Raw genomic sequence first — 21103 nt, forward strand, 5'->3', positions numbered from 1 at the left:
AAATGCCTTGCGTTTCTCTAGTGGTTGGTTGATGTGTACCCCCACAGTGGACTTTCACCACCTAGATAGTCGCCATGCCTGGCGCACTATAAAAAGACCTATATAATATATATATAGGTCTCGTCTTCAAATACCGCCTTTGAAACGTTCGAGTTGTTGTTTTGTCGGTCGAGTATTAAACACTAAGTTATTTGCCCCTTGGATTGATAAAAGGACTTGTCCTTGACTTAATTGAGGGATTAAATCATATTCACTTTCTTTAATGATGTCACCTAAAGTATTTTTCATTTTTTCATTCACGGACTGATCGAGCCGTAACAGAAATTTGTACTGTGTCAATTCAAAGATCTGTTTCAGTTTTGAAATGACTTGTGAATCATTACCATCCGGCAAAATTTCTTGAGGTGACTGTGTAGCAAATACAATGCCTGCAAAGAACTTTCTCATTTCTCTCTGAAACGTTGTAATATACTCAACTAATCGTGGATTGTTACCGTTTATTACGTTTTGACATTCATCAATCAAAATTAAAAAGCGTTCGATTTCATCGACTGTTATTTCTTGATTATAATATTTCCTATTCATTTTTCGGCCATTAGCGAGTGCCTGTGACCAAAACAAGTTGAGTGCGGTATATAATTGACAGCTTGATACATTTTCGGATAAGTTGACAAGCCCATCAATATTAAAGAAAACAACTTGTTCTTCTTCGATATGGTTGATGGAAGTATGACCATTGAACATTCTGCCGTTTGATGTGATTAAATCTTCAATCAATGTAAGAACTTTCTCTTTCGTTCTTTTTAACTCTCTTGAAGCACTTTTGCCTAATGGCAAACCTTTTAGATAATCTCTAAAATCACTTAATATTGGATACTCGTTTGAATCTAAACCGAGTATATCGTTTTCTTCATCAATCTCTGGATTCCACAAGCCCCAATCGATATAGAAATTTGTGAACCATATTCTCAAGTTATTTTTATCATCCTCTTTCAACTCTGGATTGAGTAATGAAAATTGCATCGTCAACTTTGCAATTTGCTGTTGAAAACTACCTACCTGTGAGGGCGTTAAATCTTTAGCAGACATCGTTGCTGTAGCATAGACTTCAAACATATTGAGTTTGCCATCTGAACCATCCAGTGCAAGGTATTGACCGCCCTGCTCCATAATCATGTCATAAAACTCACCGGATTTATCAAACCCTCGAATGTAGTTCCCTTTCGCAAACTGTTCTTCTGCAATCATTTTGAGTAATGTGGATTTCCCCATTCCCATCGTGCCGAATACAATTGCATTGAAAGACTTCCGAATTTTATCTGAATGAAATATGTCAAATATGACTGGCCCACCAGTTAATGTCTGGCCGAAATAAGCACCTGTTGGGTCTGTGAGTTGTGCATGATCAAAGTAATAGCCACCGCCTAGCGTTCGAGCAGGCATTTGTTGACCAATGCGTTTTACTTTTAATTGTTTTTCTTGCTTTTTAGGTGTCAGGAACAGCGCTTTATAATGATCACTGGATTCAAACAGCATGTTATAAGCACGAAATCCCATCGCATCTAAGTCTTTACGAATAAGTGCAACTTCTCTTTCTAACTCTACTTCAGTTGGTTTTGAAATATACAATCTCACCTGTACTGCTTTTGTGACTTCACCATATCTATTAATATCTTCTGCGACTTCATTTAATGATTGGTATTTATTTATTGCTTCGTTTCTTGAGATAGCACTTGTATTATCTTCCTGTATACGAGAGGACTGTTCTGCAACAGATCGTTTCACATTTTTGAGTACAGCGTTTCTATCCATCGTTTTGACATCCACCATGCCGATGATACCATCTCGATTGATGACCCGTGTCAGCCAATTGTCATGAATGGTTTCTGGAAAATCTGTGATGTACAACATTGCAACATAGCCATCCCCCATCCGAATATTTCTATCTGGGAACTTGATGCCGCCCTGCGGTGCAACGCGTGAAAGAAACCCCAAATCATAGCCCTCTGCTTCATAATGTGCAATGGCTTTCGCTGGATTTGTGCCGAAAAGCGCCATATACTTCATCATCCTTTCATGTGATATTGTTATAATGCTAATAAGTTAAAATGTTATTGTGTTAGCGTGTGGTGTTTTGATTGTTTAAACGGAATATCAACTGTTCTTTTTTCTGAACACTCAATCCTTGAGGTTCTATCATACCGTTGTGCGATCGATACAGCGTTTCAACTAGATTCCGCATGTTCTCCTTCGATTTTGCATTAATGACAAGAAAATGTTCTTGATTCTTCTGCGATGGATCATCTTCGACACGATTTAAGACTAAAAGCTGTTCCATTGCATATTTTCTTTGTTGTGCATTTTTTGCCTGATTCACTTTCTGTGTCCAATATTGTTTCTGCGGAGAATTATCGATATGAAAGAGCGTGGATATAATTTTATAGTCTGAATCCATTAAACGATTAAAATTCGCAAACCGCATCATCAATCTGTTTTTTTCCTCTTGATTGGACAAGTTCAATGCGTGAGTAATCACTTTAAAAATTTGATAGTAGGAATTGTCCGTACCAACAATGAGTGCTGAATCGTCATCTAATATCTCTTTATAAGGCAATATATCTAAAACAGTATGGTCGTACTGTACTGCCTTTCGTTTTTTAGATTTTATTTGTGATTTCTTCTGTTTAACTTTCTTTTCATCAATTAAAGCCATCTTCATCCTCCAATCGCTTTTGATTGTAATAATGTTTATCAATTGCTTTATACTCATTTTTATCCTGATCTTTCAAGACGGTGATTAATACTGCAATAAATCTTCTGTCCGGATTAGTAATCGGCCGATGAATACAGATCACACCGAGAACAAAATGAAATAGCATGACAACAATTGTCAGCAATATGCCTTCAACCTGCATCACATTCGTTACAATGATGCCGACTAACATAAAACCTGCTAGATAAGCTATATCCATCAAAGTGATTGAACCGAAGAATTGCATCGATGCGATCATGTCTTTTGGAATGATATAGACATTTGCACTTTCTTCTTTTTCTTTCGCCACTGTATCGTTCTCCTTTCAAAAAATTAAGAGGACAATACGCCCCCCTTTATTGATTATTATTTCCATCGACTGTTCATTTCTTGTTGTTGACGTTTGAGGTCTGCCATCCGATTGCTGTCTGTATTAAAGTTGGTTTTCATATTCCGTACAATATCTTCTGTTTGAGTGACCTGCCTGTTACCTGATGACTGTTGAGGTGCTTCATTTGTTGAATGATTTTTTACAACCGTTTCTATCGCTGTTCTTTCCTGCGCTGTTAAGTTGTTGTTATTCGAGACCACATTTTCAAGCACCTGCCGATCAGACTGTGAAATATTGTGTGGTGCTTCCATCACTTTTTCAAAGACTTGTCGTTCCTGCGCCCCAATATTAGCAGACTGAGTGACGACATTTTCAATTGATGTCCGATCTTGACCTTCCAGATTAGGGTGATTAGTGAGTACATTTTCTACGACTTGTCTTTGTTCAGTAGTTGCTGATGACGGAGAATGCAATGTATTGATGACCGCATCTGCTTCCTGCGCCCCAATCGCACCAGCATTCATCATTCTGACGACATTCTGTTGAATGTCGGGTGCAGTCATATTGCCTTCATTACTTAAAGTTTGAATCATCTGTTGTGTCATTGGTTCTAAAGAAGCTTGATTGCCGATCACTTGCTCGACGTTTTGTTGACTTTGTGTGTGCTGTCCACCACTCGACACGACATTTTCAACTGCTTGTCGCTCTTGTGCGCCCACATTATTATTTGAAATGATGTTTTCAAGCACTTGTTTCTCACCTTGTGAGATAACGTTTGTATCATTTGAAACCAAGTTCTCAAGCACCTGTTTTTCGCCTTGTGACATGTTCTCACTACCGTTTGAAATAATGTTTTCAAGCACCTGCTTTTCATTCGATGAAATATTTCCGTTATCATTCGAAATGATGTTTTCTAACACGTTCTTATTTTGACTTGCTTGACTGCTGTCACTTGCAATTAAACTTTCAAGCACCTGTTTCTCTCCTTGAGACATATTGCTCGTATCACTCGAAATCAAGTTCTCAAGCACCTGTTTTTCGCCTTGTGACATGTTCTCACTACCGTTTGATATTAAATTCTCAAGCACTTGTTTTTCTTCTGATGAAATATTTGCGTTATCGCTCGAAATGATGTTTTCTAACACGTTCTTGTTTTGGTTTTCTTGACTGCTGTCACTGCCAATCAAGCTTTCAAGCACTTGTTTCTCTCCTTGAGACATATTGTTTGTATCATTTGAAATCAAGTTCTCAAGCACTTGTTTTTCATCGTCGGAGATATTACTACTATCATTGGAAATCAAGTTCTCAAGCACCTGTTTCTCACCTTGAGACATATTGTTTGTATCATTTGAAATCAAGTTCTCAAGCACTTGTTTTTCATCGTCGGAGATATTACTGCTGTCACTCGACACGACATTTTCAAGCACCTGCTTTTCATCTGTACCAATCGCATCACTTGTCGCAATACCGTTGAGTGTTTGCCTTTCATCCGCATCTAGTGAAGCACTGCCCTCATTCATAACTTTTTCTAACACGTTTCTTTCTTTATCATCCAAATCATTGTCTGTGTTCTGTACAATGTTTTCTAATGCCTGCTGTTGTGTGCCACTTGCAGAAGAATCAGCAGAAGATTCATTTGCAGGTGCAGATGAATCATTTGTAGATACAGACGACTGACCATCTGTTTGTTTATCTGTGCTTGTGCTATCTGTATTTGTATTGCCATGATTATTTTTACTATTCATATAACCATTGCTGTTCATCGCATTATTCAAGTCACTATCGATTGAATAAGCATTGCTGTCATTACTGTTTGCACCACTGCCTGAAAGTCGATCTGCCTTGCTTTCTTTATCTTCTTTTTTATCTTGTTGTTGTTGCATCAGTTTATCTTTCTCATTACCGATGTGACTGCGGACACCGCTTGTTGCTTTTGATGCGACTGTGCCTACCGCTAAACCGGCCATCAGCTGTCTATAACCATCTTTGACACCGATATCGATGCCGAGTAATTTTTTCGCTTGATCTGGGCCATCGATGGTTGCCAAACCGAGCGCAAACATGATGATGGTAAATACTATCGGATTCAAATCTAACGTATTTAAATAATTCATCATCAACATGAATAACTTGAATACTAACATCACTAACCCAACGACAGAGAAGTTGATGACAAGGTCTTTGAGTAATTGTTTGGTACGTTGACCTGTGCTTAAATCCGTCGTTGCCACAAATGGTGCAATGATATTTGCGAATGCGATTTCAAAAAACAACCGAATGACTTTGAAACTGGTGAATAACATTACTGCAATTAAGATACCGAGCTGTGCAAACATATTGATGAAATTGCCAGTATATCGATAGTAGTATTCATTTAAAATTGGAATTTCACCGATGATGCTTAACTCAAACGGTTCTATTTCTTCCGTCGTTTCATCCCCCTCATTATCATCGACGATTTTATTTGTGAAAACATCCATTCCATTTATATCTTCGCCACCGTCACTTTCTCCATAATCACGGTCACCGCTGTCATCCGGATTCGGATGCACAACTTCTGTAAAATCAATACTTCGGATATTATTGTCTGTGATTGTATTATTGATATTGTCGTCAGATTCAGTGAAATCATTACGGGCAAGATAAACGACATCACGTGTATTTTTCTGAACAATTTGAGTCGATAAAGCACTAACTTCTATATTATCTTCAACACCTGCACTTTGACTGACTTCAATAAAGTCATCACTCAATTCACCGAGTTGCATCACCATCCACGGCAATAACAAAATAACGGCCACCGCAAGCACGACATTAAGAAGTATATTCGTCTTTTGCACTGTCTTACCGATAATTAATTGAAACGCAATGCCGATGATTGCGACTGTCAAAAACACAAAAGCGAGGGGTGTGAGATATTGGTACAACTCTTGCATCGCTTCACTTTGCATCACACCACCGAACGACAAGACGGAATCGAGTACCCCCTCCATACGGACAGCGATATCATAAAAACCATCAATCAGTATCGACCAGATTAATGGATAGAGTACAAGCCAGATCACGGACATTTGCATGAAGAACTCTTCAAATTCCTGTAGAATTTCTATAACATCCAAAAAATATCACCGCCTTTCGTTTAATGATTTCGAAAATCTTCAACAATCTTTTTATAAATATGGGATTGGTTTGTATTATTCATATGATTTTCAAACGTACTGACTGTGTATGCTTTAAATTCTTCAATTTCTTCTAAACTGAAATTTTCTGCGAGATAGTCTAAGCAGCGTTCATACAAGTTAGATGAAAATTTTTTTGGATTAAGGAACACTTCTTCATTATCAGAATCCAGTTCCTCATTTTCCACTACTGTTTCTTCTTCCTCTGCTTCGCCACTGATGATGCGTTCAACGGATTTTATTATCTGTGCTTTCGCTTTGTCTTTATCATCCATTTTCAAGTTTGCTGAAAAATTGACTAATGAAGCTTCAAAGTCTGCTTTTGTCTCTTTCCGTTTTAACAATTCAAATGCATCATTCCCGCCTGCAATACTTTTGATGTAAGCTTTTAACTGCTCTAATTGTTGGGGTGATAATTGTAGTGTCGCCAAATAGGACTGCTTTTTTTGCTCTAAACGACCTGACCAATCGATCATGATGTCTTTAATCTGCAACATCCGATGATCAGAGGGAATGTCGAAGTCGCTTAATGATTGATTCGTGTCAAAAGTGTCGCCTAAAAACTGATGTGCATATGGCATAGACAAAAGATTTTTATTATATAATGGATAGCTGGTCACTTTATTGCCTTTCAAATCTTTTCTTTTTAAAAACCGTAAGACAACAGTGTCGCCCTCTTTCATTTGTAACAAGTCTTGCGGTAAAATGATGGGTTCACTATCAACTGAATCTGTTAAGGAGATATCGCCCCCCACTTCTTTACCGGAACGGTTCGTGGATTGTACCGTTTTCTTTCCGCATAAAGCTGAAATTTCTTCGGCTGTCTCTTTTTCTGTGGACATGATATACACATGATTTTGACAGTTATTTTTAATCGTGCGAGCCGTATCTTTGCCGTACACTGCATCCAACTGTGAATACCCTTGTACATAGAGTTCCCATAATATATTCCTGCCGAGGGAAACAGTGATGTTTGTATCCATATCGTGTATGGCAGGCAGGTTACCGAATTCGTCCAACCGGAACTTCACTCTTTGATGACACTTATTTCCACGTGTCAACGAAGCACTGCGTGCAAGGTTTGTGTACACTTGTGAAATGAATATTGAAGCAATGGTATTTCGAGAGCTATCATAATCCGGAATGATCATGAAAATGGCAATCGGTTTATTGCTGTAGTACATTTTCGCTTGCTTTAAAAATGGTTCACCTTGAGATTCAACAAATTCCAGTTGACTTTCTTCTTCATAATCCATTTCTTTTGTATATGGATTAATGCCTTTCTCAACCCGATGAAAGATATATGTTGCATATTGTTTATCATTCATATAAATATCAATCATATCGCCATCTTCAAGCTGTTCATCAAAGTTCAGTGATGCAAAACCGAAGGCATCCACTTGAAATGTTTCTTTCACTGGATTGTCACTTTCTGCACGTAAAATAATTTCGCCACGTTTGAAAGCGTAATCCTCTTTAAAGTAAATATACATGCGCTTATTAAATCCTATACGATTGAAATCTATTGAATTTTTTGATGTCATTTTGTCAATTTGTATACGACTGAAAATCTCAAGCTTTCCGGTAGTGACAGCATAAATTGAACTCCGTGTGTTGTTTTTAGAAAATTTTAGCTGTGCAAAAGACGGCTTCGCAATATGATCTGGTGGTAATTTCTCAAAGTATTCATCGAGTGGACTGGTTTCATTACCTTCATCATCTTCTTCAACCTGTCCGAGCTCAAGCAGCATGCGATACACATTGCCCATCGTAATTTTTTCTGGTGTTTTTTCTCTAAAACACTTCTCGACTGTTGCGAGTATCAAAGCATTCGTTAAATTTGCACCAGAAGCATCCCAAAATGGGTCACCTTTGTTACCTTTGCCCATGAAAAGCGAGTTGGTCAGTGTCGAACAATCGGCTTGTGCTTGTGCATAGTCGCCTTTTTCATACGATTGTTTGATGATTTCAAGTGGGTTATAACTCATGCCGTTATCAGGGTCGAGCAGGTTTAACGCATAAACGTCATACCCTCTTTTATTCAACGGCTCAAAACTGCCTGAATACAGCTCCCCTTTTGGGTCACCGTTAAGCATACAAGGCTGTTTTTCGGCTCTGGAATCAAGATCGATGGCAGGAAAAACAGTGGTTTGCCCTTTACCAGAACGGGAAGTACCGATAATGCACGTATTTGATGTTGAATCATCGATAAAATAATGATCGTGGTAATGCGAAACAGGAAACCCACTTTCACCGTCATAAAGTTTATCTTTATGTGGCACTAATCGATACAGTTCCTTCATTTCTTTTAAGCTTGTAAATCGACTATCACCTTTCTGTCCGACATTCATTTTTCTGTAACGCCTGTGTACGCCATATAATTTATATGTGATAACAAGTATGATCACGACGAGTGCAATCAGCAGGAGCATTGTATATTCAGTAATCTGTGTCAGATGTACGGTGGTGAGAATCGTGGACTGCATTTGTTCTGTATTCGCTTGAAATGATTGATTGAAATCAATATTTTGAACTGCTGTAAACGTTGAGGTGAATAAATTAATCAGTGCGTTGACAATGAACATGCCGACAATTGTCATCATTAACCCGACACCGAGTAATAGATACGGATTTGCGACAATTGACCGGATGTTCAACTGCTCTTTCTCTTTTGAATCTTTCTTTTCAACTTGTTTTTTAATATCATAGTTTAGCTTAAACGGAAATGCCCTCAATATTTACACCCCCTTTTGATTAAAAGGCAAAGTCATCATAATCTTTATCTGTCACTCGTTTCTGTTTTACAGTAATAAATTCGTCAATATCTGTGTCTGTTTCAAGAGATTCATGATGCTCAACATCGGTTTCTTTCACTTTGTCTTTTTCGGCAAAACGTTCAATCCGTGCTTTCACACTGTTTTTTGATTCCAGTGATTCGATTGCAGTTGCCGTCAATCGGATGATCGATTGTACTTTATCTAAGATGTTCACTTTTTGCATATCCATTCTGAAATCAATGATTACATGCTGATGTTTTTCTAAGTGTTTATCGATAAATTCTGCTGTTTTAGAGAAAGCTATGAATGGGAAGTGTTGTGTATTGTTTTCATATTCTCCTGTTTCATGATTTTTATACTTCCTCGGTTCGGCTATATTAAAAAGGATGTACGTTGCGTGCTCTGACTTTTTAAGCGCTGTTTTTGAAGCAATAAACCCCTTCATATAGTTATGTTTATTTAGCATGTTCAACAGTCTCCTTTGGGATTTCAAGATTTTTAAAGCACTGGAATATATCAGATTCTTCAACATTTAATTCTGTCTTTGTTGCAACCAATGTTTTGAAAAATTCCTCTCTGACATCACTGTCTGCATCATTCATAGCCGTTTTGATGTTCTCCGTTTGGTTCAAATCAAACCACTTCATTAAGTGTTCAAAGGAAATATCCTGTTTTAAAGCATATCCAATCGATTTTCTGATTAACGTTTCAGTGCCTGTTTTGACTGACTGCCCATTTTTCATGTTTGCTAAAGCATTCAAGTATAAATAAATTGTTTCTACATTTTCTTTCACTGCTTCTGTCATGCGCTCATACGTGTATTCAAATGCATTGTAATAATGTTCATACATCGCTTCATCAAATGTACTGGTATCTGAATTTAAATAATGATTTACACGTGATACATTGCCTGCATCATTCTTTAACAGCGATTCATTGTTAAGAATGATGTCATTGCGCTTGTGATCATCAAAATGTTCTTCAAGTACAATGATTTCATCTCCGACTTGCACCTTTTCTAAAACGATATTTTTCTCTCTTTCACTGACGATGAATTTATACATTTTAGAATCATTTTCGCTTTCTTTTACTTCAACGACAATATGAAAAGTCTGATCACTAGATTCAAACAATGAAGATGCGATGGGTAGGCAATCCACTAACGATGCTTGGTGGATGTACGCTGTATATGCAGTATATTTTGTCATTCTGTGTCCTCCTGATTATTAAAAATGGCATCAATCTGTGCAAGAGTGTTTTCTGCATTTTCAACTTCTTCGTCATCATCACTTTCTTCAATGACTTGCTCAAGCTCTTCTTTGATATTCATATAGTTCTCCACTTCTGCTATCCTTTCTGAATAGTTAGGATCATTCATATATGCACTCACCGCTTGAGCTTGTTGAATGTTTTGTTGACTTAAATATTGATTCGCAACAATCATTAATATATCGTCATCTAATTGTTCTGGATTGCCAATATTCTGATAGGCTCGCATAATCGCCTGTGATTGTCCCTGAATGATGGCCTGATAGAGTTCTGCTGTCGTATTCTCTGGTGATTGTTCAGCTAGATAATTGATTGTCTCTGAATCTCCGTTATCATAAGCTGTTTGCAACAAGTCATCAAAACGGTTTGGATAACGTTCATAAGCTTCAACATATTCTTCTTCATCAATCAGTTCAGCATATGTTGATTCATCATTAAAGAATAATTGAAAAGCAAACATGATAAGAACGAACAAGACGAGTACTGCCCCTGCAACGATACCGCCAATTTTTCTAACACTCATAGGAATCATGCGTTCTGCTTCCCGCTTTTTTGCTTCTGCTGTTTTTTGTTTTGCATCCACTTCAATTGCTTTCAATCGCTGTTCTTCCTGTTGATATGCCATTTCATTTTGCTTTTGTTCTAATTCCTGTGCCTGCAAGCGTTGCGCATTTGCTTCCAGTTCACGTTCTTTTTCTCTTATAGACAAGATATCTGACTGTGCTTTTTCTTTTTCAGCTTCATATTTTGCCTGCGCTAAACCTTCTTCCTGTATCATTTTTTCTTGTTGTTGCTTATTTTCAAGCTCTGTCTGCCACACTTTAATTTTTTCATCAAGCTGTCTGTATGTTTCTTCATCATACTCAAATACTTCATTATTTAATTTCTGAATCTGTGTTTGTTGACCTAAGAGAACATAATTGTAAACATCCGCTTTCACTTTTTCTGTCAGTTCTTTTTTCAAATCTTCTTTCTTTTCTTCAAACTTTTGATTTGCTTTTTCTTTCTCCGCGATGATTTCATTTTGAAAGCGCACTTTATATTCATTTATTTTTTCTTCTTCTTCACTGTTCTGTTGTTCTTCAAAACGATGCAATGCCTGCTTTTGTTGTGCAACAAAATCATCATGTTCAGATTTTTTCTGTTGCTCAATTGTTTGCTTTGTCTTTTCCAATTTTTCATTCATTTTTTCTTTAAAAGGATATATAAATTGTTCAACAAAAGTTTCTCTCGTCTGCTCGTATTCTTCCAGTTTTGCATCGATATCCTGCTCATTTGCAAACAGATAGTTATGATACTTATCGACAAGATCATGATAAATCTCAACTAAAGATTGTTCTTTATAAGATGCTAAACGTGTCTCTCTATCAAATAAAAACGATAACCGTTTATTTTCAACAGGGTCATCGCTTTGCTTGAGAAACAAATCCCTCGATTTCACTTTTGGTAATTTAAAATCAGGAATATCAATGAGATTATCGAAAGAAATATCTTCAAAATATGGACGGGTTTCCGGCTTTTCCTGCGTTTTTTCTTCTACTGCTTCAATTGATTTATCATCTTCTGTGACTTCATTGTTTTCTGTGTCTGCTTCACTGATTTCTCGTTCTTTTTTATCGTCATCATCTGCTTCGATATCTTCTGAAACAGTCTCGTCACTGTTTTTCGATTCACTGTATTCTCTTGTTTCATCCTCTGTTTGTGTATCTGGCACTTCTTCGCTTTTATCAAAGAGTTCTGGTTCTTTATTTTCATCCTCCAAATCCTCAAATAGATTCTCGCTACGTTCTTCCGGTTCTGAAACATCTGTTTTTTTCTTTAAAAATGTATTAACGATTGTTTCTTTTATCCTGAACTTTTTTTGCGGTTTAGAACGACTGCTTTCATTTTGTTCAGACATGATTGTCTTTGACTGCTCAATATTTTTCAAAATTTCTTCTTTATAAGCATCATCGACATTAGAATTATTGAGATATAAATCGGTTTCTACAATTTGATGAAACCGATTTTCTGACACAAATGATTTGTCTGGTTGAACATCATATTCAAACGAACCCAACTCAACTTTTTCTTGTTTTTTTCCATCATCTGTATCAATTATTTCTACCAAATGAAAACGAAGCTTAACAGGGTTCTTATAAGATTTTCGCACTTCATCTTCTATGTGTTTTAAATATTCATCTATGACAGCGATGCTGTGATATTTCTTTGCATTAAGGTTTAAATAGTTAAAATGCCTTCGGTCGGCTTTTGATATTATAAGCAACTTAACTTGATAATTTGACATCATCGCTCTCCTTTCGTTTTAGAAAATAAAAAAAGGTATAAAAAAAAGACAGTGCATGGTTGACTGTCTATCATTTATACCTGACAAATACTTTATTCATTTTAATTTAGAAGCTCGCTTGACTGGCGACCCATGATGCAAGGGCATCTGCGGCAAATATTAAGATCAATCCGACTGCCACACCGATGATCAAACCTTTTGCCATCCGAGGCCCTTGTTGTCCAGCGACCATCCAAACAATGCCTGCAATAACTAGCACTAAAGCGCCGAGGGGCACACCAATTGTCACCAGACCACTAGTAATATTTTCAATGGTACTTGTTGTTTGATTAATAGCTCCAAGCGACATAGATTGTGCATAGTAAGTTAAAAATTGAAACATACTAAAAAGGGGTTGCATTATTGATTACCCCCTAATTTATTTGAGTTACCTGCTGTTTTTTCAGCATCAGAAATAATCATATCTATAACCTTTGATTCGATAAATTGATCTTCCCACTGTCTGTATTCTTTATCTTTCTTCATCAGCATCAGCATATGATTCTCTAATTGTTCTGCTTTCCATTTCTCAAAATCCTTATTGGTTTTTGTTTCAACAATGTCTTTTAATTTTTGTTTTGTCAGTTGCATTCAAATCCACACTCCTTATATATTTGGAACACCGCTATAAATGATAAACAGTTTCTTATTTTTCGAACGCCGTTTTTCTTACCCTCTACTCACGTTTTTAAAAATTTTCTCTCCTTTCATTTTTAAACATGAATCAACAACGAAGTTGCAATAAAATTATTTTGGATAGAAAGATAGAAACCACCTCCTTGAATGTCATTCGGCATTGATTAGGTAACATTGATTCATGAACATCAACGTTTTTAAATATTATATTGTCACACTAAAATAATTTTTTGGCTGTGTAATTATCAAACCTTGTTTTTGAACGATGCTCGTTTCTTCGCATCGACCAGTACCGCTTATTTTAAAATAATTGTGGCAGTATCAAAAACTGTAATGAAAAAAGCAAAGTAACTTTGCTTTGTGTGACTGACATAACATAGCTTTTTAGCTCTTACACGACAAGAATTCACTTGCTTACTACTTCATACGTATGTCTGCGTTTGAGAAGCGTGCGTATCTGTATTCATTTTTCAATGTACAGCCCTATTGTGAAAATGATATTCACAAATCATTGCTACCTAATCTTTAAATTCATTTCTTAACTATTTTTACACGTTTCAAACATTCTTCGTTATGATCTTTCTTGCAGATGACATTTCCCTTTTGATTTTTTGCTCGAATAATTTTGTGATAACAATCTCTGATTTTAACGATGTTATGCTCACTAATATTTTTTAAATTTGATAACTTTCTCGGACGAATAATTGCATAACCTTCACCGAGATTGATGTAGTGTTTTCTGTCTTGTGTCATAAATGAGTATGCTTGCTTTTCAATGTCTTGAAGAGAAAAATATTGATGATGCATTACAACTAACTTAAATCTTTTCGTATCATACGTTTGATTTGTCATAATATGCAACCTCTTTTCTCAAAAAAAATGTGGATTGCACCAACTACTTTTCACAGTTAGTTTGCAACCCACATTTCCTCTTTATATTGAGAGTATGTAAATGTCTAGCTTGATAAGACATCATACATATTATAATATAAATAAGAGGGAGCTCAATTACTAATGTGCTAGTAGTTGATGAAATACCAACAGTTGTTGGCGCAACTGTTGATTCCCTTTATATTCACTTTTTTAGTTTGGCGGAGTGCATCGTTGATGTACTCCGTTCATCGTTTAGTTTACTCTGCTTCAACTAAAAAAATATCATCTTCTTCTGTTGCTGAAGTAAAATCAGCTTCGTAATCCTTACTTAATACATATATATCTTCTTCTTCATTCACTTTGTAATCTCTTAATACTATCCCACTTCCAGTATCTTCGATCAGAAAGCTGTTGTCATTTGAATTACTTAAATCATACGAATTATTCGAAGGGAAATTACCAAAAGTAATCTTTTTCATAGGGTCTTGCCCTTCTACTTCAACAGACTCTTCGCTAATTTGATAAGTTACTGATTCAGGATTATCTTCTCTAACGTACCATGCGACATCGGCTCGTCCATCTTCAAAAAAAGTAATTGAATATTTTCTTTCATTATCGATTTCGATATAGTGGATTTCATCTTGAATACTTTCTATTGCATTAGCATTTGATGTACTACAAGCCGAAAGAAAAATAATTATCGTGGTAGAGAAGAATAGAATGAGCTTTTTACTGATAAAATTCACTCCTTCAATTTGATATTTTTTTAATCTCGAAACTACGGACAGCTTCTTTTTTGATTCTCTGATATTTATTATCAAAAAGTAATTTTAGAATATACCAATAATCTCCATCCTGATCAATCATACGCGCCGTATAAACCTTTCCTCTGTTGTTTGTGACGAGAATAGCATATTGATTATTGTCTATATCACTATTCAGATAATCATAAAACAACAACAACTCATTTTCTGACACAACTCCTACTTCAATTTTTTTTTTAGTCATTGATAACTTCCTCTACAACTATTATAACAAATAAGTAAACTATGTGCAAATAAGTAAATAAGTTGTTTTTAAGAATAAAAGTTACTTAAAATATTTTAACTTACTTATGCAAGATAGTTATGCTTGTTTGTACAAGCATAACAAAGCAGTATAAACCTAGTAAAGAAAATTCTCAAAATTTAATAAACAAATCACAATAACTCTTGTTACTGAACTATCTAGTGATTTTGAATTCTATTGATCCATTCCTGCACTTTCTTATGCTTGCCGAGACTTACTTCGTACATATCCTGTTCAATGATCTCCTGCATACTTTCTTCGGCATATTTTCTAAAATAATTTTGAATTGAACGAGATATATAACGAGACATATGAGCGATTGAGACATTCTCATATTTAGCTTTCTGAATCATTCTGTTTAATATCTGACTAATTTCGAATTCATGAAACTCATAAGTGAAATCCAATCTCTTTTTCATGTCTGCATATTCTCTAGAAACAGCACTTTTCGCTTTGTTCGATATATCCATCAAGAGTTTTGCATCTTGATAATTTAATTGCTTTAATTCCATCTGAAGCTTTTCTGGATATTTGTTAAAAGAAAAATTTTTCTTGTGTTGTTCTTCAGAAGACTGATTAACCTTATTTTGTGAACGGTGATTTGCATTACTTGAATGACTTGTTTGTTTTTCAGAGTTATCGTTCTCTTCCAAGTTATACATGTTATTCAAGTTATAGTAAGTCTTATTATTATTAGTCTTAATAGAATAGTTCTTATTAGATAATGATTTCCACATTTCTTGATGTGTGATAGTCACATTTCTTGATGTGTGATTATCATGATTCCTGAAGTTTGATTCTCTCGCCTCGGTGTCATGATTATCATTAGTCCTTGTCATATCAGTTATTTCAGACGTTTCTTCTGTTAATTTTGGTTCTAACATGTAAATTTTGTTTGGTTTGTTAAACCCTACTCGTTCTTCTTCGAGCAGGCCGAATTGTTTCAGTTCTCTTTTTAATTTTGTCGCTTTTTGGTTCGCACAACCAAGAACATCACATATTTCTGCAATAGTAAAATGAAGATAGATATGTCCGTTTTTATCTATCCAATTATTCTGTTGTGACAAATAAAAACGATCTCTGAATAACGTATATGCTATTTTTGCAGAGTCTGACATCTGTTTTAAACGATCATCTTTAAAAAGAAATTTATAAAGTTTATAAAAGGTTTCTTGATTATATTTTTGTGCTGATATTCTCTGGCTCTCCATGACCTTCACCTCTAATTTATTTGTTTGACGTATATTTTGTCGTATTCAGAAATGCCACCGCGCACAACACTGATCAGATCGTAAGCAACGAGTTCTTTTTTTATTTTTGCAATCTTGTACGTACTGCAATTTAAAATAATCTGCAAGTCTTTGACGGGAGCAATGACATATAAACTGCCCTCGTCATCCACCCAGCCGGCCGTCTCGGATAAGTTCATTGTTTTATCAAGCAATATTGTATAAAGTAAAATGCTGTCACTGTCTAAATCTTTATAATCTTCATCAATAAAAAAAAGTTTAGGCATCAAGTAAAATTCATTAGAAATGTTTTTATATTCCTTGGTCAAAATAATAACCTCCAAAAATAAAAAACTCCTAAAAATCCTTTTATGAAAAGGTTTAGGAGTACACTAATTCATTGTTTATATATTTACATTGCATGCACGATAGTATATAATGCAATTATAAACATTATAATAAATTAGTGAATCTCCTACGGTTTTTCACTATTTTAATTCAAACAGCGCATTCAATGTTAATGATGCGTAAAACGTTGGGGAACGTTTGGATTTCAAGCATTCAACTATTACCAGTAGTTGAGTGCTTATTTTATTTCTTGTGTCAATTATAGCGATTCTTCGTATAATTACAAACAGAAATTTGAAAATCGTTCGACGATTAGTATTTTTCATTGATTAATTCTGAAAGAATATCAACGATACTCCTGCCGGATTTCGCACTTTCAAACTTCAGTTTCTGATGATCGTCTTTATATAAATTAATTGTTTTATACTCTTTGCGACTATTCATAAGTCCAGATATATCTCGCTTATCAGAGATTGGCGTTTTTTCATCAGCATTCATATTTTTATCAAAATTATTTTCAGACATAGTTATTCCTCCAATTAGTGTATAATAGCATTATAACATAATAACAATATAGTATAAATGTGTTATTTATTTTACCCACATTCTTAAGTTAAAGTACACGTTGACTGCGTTCAGACATCTACGAACAGCTTCATCATCCTCTGCAACAAACATATCACTGACAATTTCGTCATAAATCTTTTGTAGCCGTTCATCTAAAATTAAGTCTGCTTTATTTTCAAATAGAAAGTTTAAAATGTATTGTTTCAATTCAAGAAAAGATTCAGTCATTGTCACTTCGTTTGTTTGATCGTCAATGAGCAGGTACATCTTCATCCCTCTTTTCTAATTTTTCTAACACTTCGTTCAAGGCTTCTTGATACATCTTCATTGTTTTCTTATCGTGTGCATAATTTGTCGTGATACCGTAATAACCCCATGTTTTCACTCTTTCACTGGAACGGATGATACTTTTTAAAACATCTTCTTCGAATAGCTCTGCAAAATCCTGCATCACTTTTTTGTCTGTGCTTCCTCTTGTATTGACAAGATATTGAATGACACCGAGCAATTTAAGATTTTCATTATAGCGCTGCATCTCTGACAAATACTTGTAGTATCGTTGTGAAGATATAAAGCTGTCTTGCTCTGTCTTTGCAACAATCAATACATAGTCAGACATTGCAATCGCATTGTTTGTCATGATATCTGTTGATGGTCGTGTGTCAATCAGCACATACTCATATTCTTTTACTATATCTTTCGTGAGCGTGTAGAGTAAATAAAACTGTGCTTGCGCAGGTAGCTTAGCCACATGTTGCGGAAATTTTTCGATCTGCCAGTCACCGACAAGCAGGTCTATGTTGTCATTAATAGTCACTCGTGCATCTGCAATCGTCTGATCTTCAATCGCCTGCATCAATTGTTTTTTTGGTTTCGCTTCTACATTAAATGTTCTTCTGATTTTATCACTCAAATTCATCTGCGGATCAGTATCAATCAGTAATACTTTTTTGTCATGATCTCTATCCAATAAAAAACCGAATATTTCGGTGATTGTACTTTTGCCGACTCCGCCCTTGTAGTTTGAAAAAGATATAATTTTTGTCATAAACATTTTCCCTCCAAATCAGGTTGTGTGAAATAGTAATAGTGCTAAATAGCATATATATTTAATTATATTATAACAATATCACATTTATGTCATTATATAAAGTAACACAATAACATTAATGTGGTAGGATGCCAATGCATTACTGCAATTGGTTTCTTTGTTCTTTGTCAAAGTAAATCGTTTATCCCATCACACTATTTATTTTTTATAAAGTGTATTTCATCTAACATTTTTTGAAATATAATCGGATTTTTTATCTTTTATTTTTTTAAGGGCAGCCTCAATATCGTTTACTGTCTCCAAATTATAATGTACATCAATAATTTCATTCTTTACTTTCAGTTTTAACATCTTCATCACCTTTTTATAATTATTTATAAAACAATGTTCAATTTTTCTAACACTCGATTTTAGCAAGCAGTGAAGGAAGTATGCTGTTGTTTATAATGCACGTACATCAACGAATCGAGCAGATTGTCAACGATACGAAGTACACGCCAGTGCTTGTCGTTGCGATCTTATCGTGAAGTTGATAGTGTCATGTCAGTAAACACAGCATCTCTCACTGCTGTGTGAAAGTGGGGTACACACTTGAACCTCAATCAAGCAATCGAACATCATATACGTGAGATTGCTTCATTTCAGTTGTTTTATTGAAACTGAAAAGAGCCCTAATCATATCGACCAGGGCTTTTATATATGAATTTGAGAGGAGTAGGGGATATATACTAGGCCCACCCTTAACGATATTAACTTTTTATTTCGAAGAATATTTATTTTTAATATAATCAAATGTTCTAATTGGATGCGTAATTTCTTTAATGTATGACAGGCATTCATCAATTGATATATCATAAAATCCACCGTATGCGATGCAGTCTCCTGTTAATTCTTCTTTCTTAAAATCAACGATAATTGTCACTTCTTTTGTAGAGAAGGGGGTTTTTTCTTCCATAATATATATATCATAATCAATTTCTTCCCCCTCAAATACTGTTTGTATTTTTTCTCTGGATATTACTTCAATCATTTTATTCACTCCTAGAATGTTATTTTTTATTATGGGGCAGGGGGCGCCCCCTGCCGTTTTTATATTTCTGGTTCCCAATGTGTGTAGAATATAAATTCACTATAATCTGCTTCTTCGATATCTGTGATAATTGCTTCTGCACAACCTCTGCTACAAAAAGTCGTACTATCTTCCGTCAGATAGCCCTGTTCAAAAAATTCTTTACAGTGTGGGTTTGAGCAGTGTCTAAAGCCATATTTTTTTTCATTCTCAACTAAATCTTCAACTTTACTGTTAATACCGTTTGCAATATCCTCCATGTCCATATTGTCGTGAAACTGTGCAAGCTCTTTAAACAAGTTTTGACTTCTTAATGATAAATCGTCTACCCAAACTTTTTTCATAAAAAATTTCTCCTTGAAATGTGATTTGCATAACTGCTAAAATTTTTTTCCATTGCCTTGATTGCTTTTGAAATTTTTCTAACACTCGCTTTTAGAAGCAGTGAAAGAATTATGCTGTTGTTTACAATGCACGTACATCAACGAATCGAGCAGATTGTCAACGATACGGAGTACACGGCAGTGCTTGTCGTTGCGATCTGATCGTGAAGTTGATAGTGTCATATCAGTAAACACAGCATCTTTCACTGCTGTGTGAAAGTGGGGTACACACTTGAGCCTCAATCAAGCAATCGAACATCATATATGTGAGGTTGCTACCGTGAATGAGTTCATTTGTACTAATGTATTAAGAGATCGTATATTCAAAATAGTTTTAACGTTTTAAACCGATTTGTTATACTTTTATAAATATGGAATATCGATGGAGGAATTTGATGAAATCAACTGGAATTGTACGAAAAGTAGATGAATTAGGGCGGATCGTGATACCGATTGAACTTCGACGCATCCTTAATATCGAAATCAAAGACCCGATTGAAATATTGACGAATGATGATGAAATCATTTTGAAGAAATACAAACCAGAGATGACCTGTATTGTGACAGGAGATGTCTCTCATGAAAATATGCGCTTTGCTGACGGAAACATCGTTCTAAGCAAAGAAGGGGTGCAGATACTATTAGAAGAGATACAATCGAAGAAAGTGGATGGCTGATCTTAACAGATGTTTCTATTTTAAAGTGTTATGGAAACAGGCAACAATAACCACATCAAAAACCCCCAATCTATTCCTATAGATTGGGGGTTCGGTGATGCCATAGAAATCCTTTTTATTAGCTAAATTACACCAGTATAATTAATTTACAATCAAGAACACTATATATTCATTATTTCCTTCATATCGTCAGAAGTAAAATAATCATTAAAAACTGAATGATAATCATATCGTGTGATTGCTTCAAAAATTTTGTGTTTCCTTAAAAACTGCAACAATATAGCTTTGTTATCAATCATATTATTTTGATACAAATTTTTATAAAATTTTAGTTCATAAGAAAGTTCAGATAAATACTCTCTTTTTTCTTCTGCATCAAGTGCCTGTAAGTCACCAACATAATAAATAAAGCCTTTATCTATGCAATAATTTTCAACTTCTCTATCGAGTGCTTCTTTATTAAATAAATATGGATGTTCATTCAAATCATCATTATTTAAACTTTTCATTATATTAGTTATGATTTCTTTCATTTTAAACACCTTTTCCTCTCCTTATTTTTACTAGT

Annotated in this window: 23 protein-coding genes; 1 reads left to right on the forward strand and 22 read right to left on the reverse strand. The window is 35.1% G+C overall.

The window, feature by feature from the left end; genetic code table 11:
• Positions 1-126: 126 nt before the first annotated feature.
• The 21 genes from CRN96_RS12675 to CRN96_RS12770 form a co-directional block, all read right to left on the reverse strand.
• A complete protein-coding gene (locus CRN96_RS12675) occupies positions 127-2058 on the reverse strand; it encodes a VirB4 family type IV secretion system protein (protein WP_097042809.1) in 1932 nt (643 codons plus the stop codon).
• A 61-nt stretch (positions 2059-2119) separates the two neighbouring features.
• Complete coding sequence (locus CRN96_RS12680) at positions 2120-2713, reverse strand: hypothetical protein (RefSeq protein WP_097042811.1); 594 nt, start codon at positions 2711-2713, stop codon at positions 2120-2122.
• Positions 2700-3062: a DUF5592 family protein gene (locus CRN96_RS12685; protein WP_097042813.1), complete on the reverse strand. Its 363-nt coding sequence runs from the start codon at positions 3060-3062 to the stop codon at positions 2700-2702. The genes CRN96_RS12680 and CRN96_RS12685 overlap by 14 nt, the downstream gene beginning before the upstream one ends.
• Before the next feature lie 56 nt (positions 3063-3118).
• The gene (locus CRN96_RS12690; protein ID WP_097042815.1) at positions 3119-6202 is read right to left on the reverse strand and encodes a pLS20_p028 family conjugation system transmembrane protein; all 3084 of its coding nucleotides are present in this window, start codon (positions 6200-6202) and stop codon (positions 3119-3121) included.
• A 20-nt stretch (positions 6203-6222) separates the two neighbouring features.
• On the reverse strand, positions 6223-8997 hold the full coding sequence (locus CRN96_RS12695; protein ID WP_097042818.1) for a VirD4-like conjugal transfer protein, CD1115 family: 2775 nt from the start codon (positions 8995-8997) through the stop codon (positions 6223-6225).
• Positions 8998-9016: 19 nt separating this feature from the next.
• A complete protein-coding gene (locus CRN96_RS12700) occupies positions 9017-9505 on the reverse strand; it encodes a single-stranded DNA-binding protein (RefSeq protein ID WP_179647234.1) in 489 nt (162 codons plus the stop codon).
• A complete protein-coding gene (locus CRN96_RS12705) occupies positions 9495-10247 on the reverse strand; it encodes a hypothetical protein (protein ID WP_097042821.1) in 753 nt (250 codons plus the stop codon). Before CRN96_RS12705 ends, CRN96_RS12700 begins: the two co-directional genes overlap by 11 nt.
• On the reverse strand, positions 10244-12595 hold the full coding sequence (locus tag CRN96_RS12710; RefSeq protein ID WP_097042823.1) for a hypothetical protein: 2352 nt from the start codon (positions 12593-12595) through the stop codon (positions 10244-10246). Before CRN96_RS12710 ends, CRN96_RS12705 begins: the two co-directional genes overlap by 4 nt.
• A gap of 106 nt (positions 12596-12701) precedes the next feature.
• On the reverse strand, positions 12702-12995 hold the full coding sequence (locus CRN96_RS12715; protein WP_097042825.1) for a pilin: 294 nt from the start codon (positions 12993-12995) through the stop codon (positions 12702-12704).
• Positions 12995-13225, reverse strand: coding sequence for a hypothetical protein (locus CRN96_RS12720; protein ID WP_097042827.1), 231 nt, complete (start codon positions 13223-13225; stop codon positions 12995-12997). The genes CRN96_RS12715 and CRN96_RS12720 overlap by 1 nt, the downstream gene beginning before the upstream one ends.
• A 576-nt stretch (positions 13226-13801) precedes the next feature.
• Positions 13802-14122 carry a hypothetical protein gene (locus tag CRN96_RS12725; protein ID WP_097042829.1) on the reverse strand — a complete coding sequence of 107 codons (321 nt, stop codon included), beginning with the start codon at positions 14120-14122 and terminating at the stop codon, positions 13802-13804.
• A 278-nt stretch (positions 14123-14400) separates the two neighbouring features.
• Positions 14401-14889 (reverse strand): hypothetical protein, encoded by a 489-nt coding sequence (locus tag CRN96_RS12730; RefSeq protein ID WP_097042831.1) that lies wholly within the window; start codon positions 14887-14889, stop codon positions 14401-14403.
• Between the two features lie 4 nt (positions 14890-14893).
• Positions 14894-15151, reverse strand: a complete 258-nt coding sequence (locus CRN96_RS12735; RefSeq protein ID WP_097042833.1) for a hypothetical protein — start codon at positions 15149-15151, stop codon at positions 14894-14896.
• A gap of 218 nt (positions 15152-15369) precedes the next feature.
• Positions 15370-16422, reverse strand: coding sequence for a replication initiator protein A (locus tag CRN96_RS12740; protein WP_097042835.1), 1053 nt, complete (start codon positions 16420-16422; stop codon positions 15370-15372).
• 11 nt (positions 16423-16433) lie between these two features.
• Positions 16434-16769 carry a replication initiator protein A gene (locus CRN96_RS12745; protein WP_143544322.1) on the reverse strand — a complete coding sequence of 112 codons (336 nt, stop codon included), beginning with the start codon at positions 16767-16769 and terminating at the stop codon, positions 16434-16436.
• A gap of 331 nt (positions 16770-17100) precedes the next feature.
• Positions 17101-17313, reverse strand: coding sequence for a hypothetical protein (locus CRN96_RS12750; RefSeq protein WP_097042838.1), 213 nt, complete (start codon positions 17311-17313; stop codon positions 17101-17103).
• Positions 17314-17379: 66 nt separating this feature from the next.
• Positions 17380-17622, reverse strand: a complete 243-nt coding sequence (locus tag CRN96_RS12755) for a hypothetical protein (protein ID WP_097042841.1) — start codon at positions 17620-17622, stop codon at positions 17380-17382.
• Positions 17606-18403 carry a ParA family protein gene (locus CRN96_RS12760; RefSeq protein ID WP_097042842.1) on the reverse strand — a complete coding sequence of 266 codons (798 nt, stop codon included), beginning with the start codon at positions 18401-18403 and terminating at the stop codon, positions 17606-17608. The genes CRN96_RS12755 and CRN96_RS12760 overlap by 17 nt, the downstream gene beginning before the upstream one ends.
• A 222-nt stretch (positions 18404-18625) precedes the next feature.
• Complete coding sequence (locus CRN96_RS13475; RefSeq protein WP_281254140.1) at positions 18626-18757, reverse strand: hypothetical protein; 132 nt, start codon at positions 18755-18757, stop codon at positions 18626-18628.
• 406 nt (positions 18758-19163) lie between these two features.
• Entirely contained in the window at positions 19164-19436 is a 273-nt protein-coding gene (locus CRN96_RS12765) for a hypothetical protein (protein WP_097042844.1), read from the reverse strand.
• Between the two features lie 59 nt (positions 19437-19495).
• Complete coding sequence (locus CRN96_RS12770) at positions 19496-19819, reverse strand: hypothetical protein (RefSeq protein ID WP_097042846.1); 324 nt, start codon at positions 19817-19819, stop codon at positions 19496-19498.
• A gap of 434 nt (positions 19820-20253) precedes the next feature.
• Here CRN96_RS12770 and CRN96_RS12775 point away from each other — a divergent pair, with 434 nt between their 5' ends.
• Positions 20254-20535, forward strand: coding sequence for an AbrB/MazE/SpoVT family DNA-binding domain-containing protein (locus CRN96_RS12775; RefSeq protein ID WP_097042848.1), 282 nt, complete (start codon positions 20254-20256; stop codon positions 20533-20535).
• A gap of 161 nt (positions 20536-20696) precedes the next feature.
• Here CRN96_RS12775 and CRN96_RS12780 read toward each other — a convergent pair whose 3' ends face one another.
• A complete protein-coding gene (locus tag CRN96_RS12780) occupies positions 20697-21077 on the reverse strand; it encodes a hypothetical protein (RefSeq protein ID WP_097042850.1) in 381 nt (126 codons plus the stop codon).
• Positions 21078-21103: the final 26 nt, after the last annotated feature.

Source organism: Salinicoccus kekensis, assembly GCF_900220995.1.
Lineage (GTDB): Bacteria > Bacillota > Bacilli > Staphylococcales > Salinicoccaceae > Lacicoccus > Lacicoccus kekensis.

Coding starts and splice junctions, on each gene's coding strand:
- CRN96_RS12675 (WP_097042809.1), bottom strand. CDS start 2,058: ATGGCGCTTTTCGGCACAAATCCAGCGAAAGCCATTGCACATTATGAA.
- CRN96_RS12680 (WP_097042811.1), bottom strand. CDS start 2,713: ATGGCTTTAATTGATGAAAAGAAAGTTAAACAGAAGAAATCACAAATA.
- CRN96_RS12700 (WP_179647234.1), bottom strand. CDS start 9,505: ATGCTAAATAAACATAACTATATGAAGGGGTTTATTGCTTCAAAAACA.
- CRN96_RS12705 (WP_097042821.1), bottom strand. CDS start 10,247: ATGACAAAATATACTGCATATACAGCGTACATCCACCAAGCATCGTTA.
- CRN96_RS12710 (WP_097042823.1), bottom strand. CDS start 12,595: ATGTCAAATTATCAAGTTAAGTTGCTTATAATATCAAAAGCCGACCGA.
- CRN96_RS12715 (WP_097042825.1), bottom strand. CDS start 12,995: ATGCAACCCCTTTTTAGTATGTTTCAATTTTTAACTTACTATGCACAA.
- CRN96_RS12720 (WP_097042827.1), bottom strand. CDS start 13,225: ATGCAACTGACAAAACAAAAATTAAAAGACATTGTTGAAACAAAAACC.
- CRN96_RS12725 (WP_097042829.1), bottom strand. CDS start 14,122: ATGACAAATCAAACGTATGATACGAAAAGATTTAAGTTAGTTGTAATG.
- CRN96_RS12735 (WP_097042833.1), bottom strand. CDS start 15,151: ATGACTAAAAAAAAAATTGAAGTAGGAGTTGTGTCAGAAAATGAGTTG.
- CRN96_RS12740 (WP_097042835.1), bottom strand. CDS start 16,422: ATGGAGAGCCAGAGAATATCAGCACAAAAATATAATCAAGAAACCTTT.
- CRN96_RS12750 (WP_097042838.1), bottom strand. CDS start 17,313: ATGTCTGAAAATAATTTTGATAAAAATATGAATGCTGATGAAAAAACG.
- CRN96_RS12755 (WP_097042841.1), bottom strand. CDS start 17,622: ATGTACCTGCTCATTGACGATCAAACAAACGAAGTGACAATGACTGAA.
- CRN96_RS12760 (WP_097042842.1), bottom strand. CDS start 18,403: ATGACAAAAATTATATCTTTTTCAAACTACAAGGGCGGAGTCGGCAAA.
- CRN96_RS13475 (WP_281254140.1), bottom strand. CDS start 18,757: ATGTTAAAACTGAAAGTAAAGAATGAAATTATTGATGTACATTATAAT.
- CRN96_RS12765 (WP_097042844.1), bottom strand. CDS start 19,436: ATGATTGAAGTAATATCCAGAGAAAAAATACAAACAGTATTTGAGGGG.
- CRN96_RS12770 (WP_097042846.1), bottom strand. CDS start 19,819: ATGAAAAAAGTTTGGGTAGACGATTTATCATTAAGAAGTCAAAACTTG.
- CRN96_RS12775 (WP_097042848.1), top strand. CDS start 20,254: ATGAAATCAACTGGAATTGTACGAAAAGTAGATGAATTAGGGCGGATC.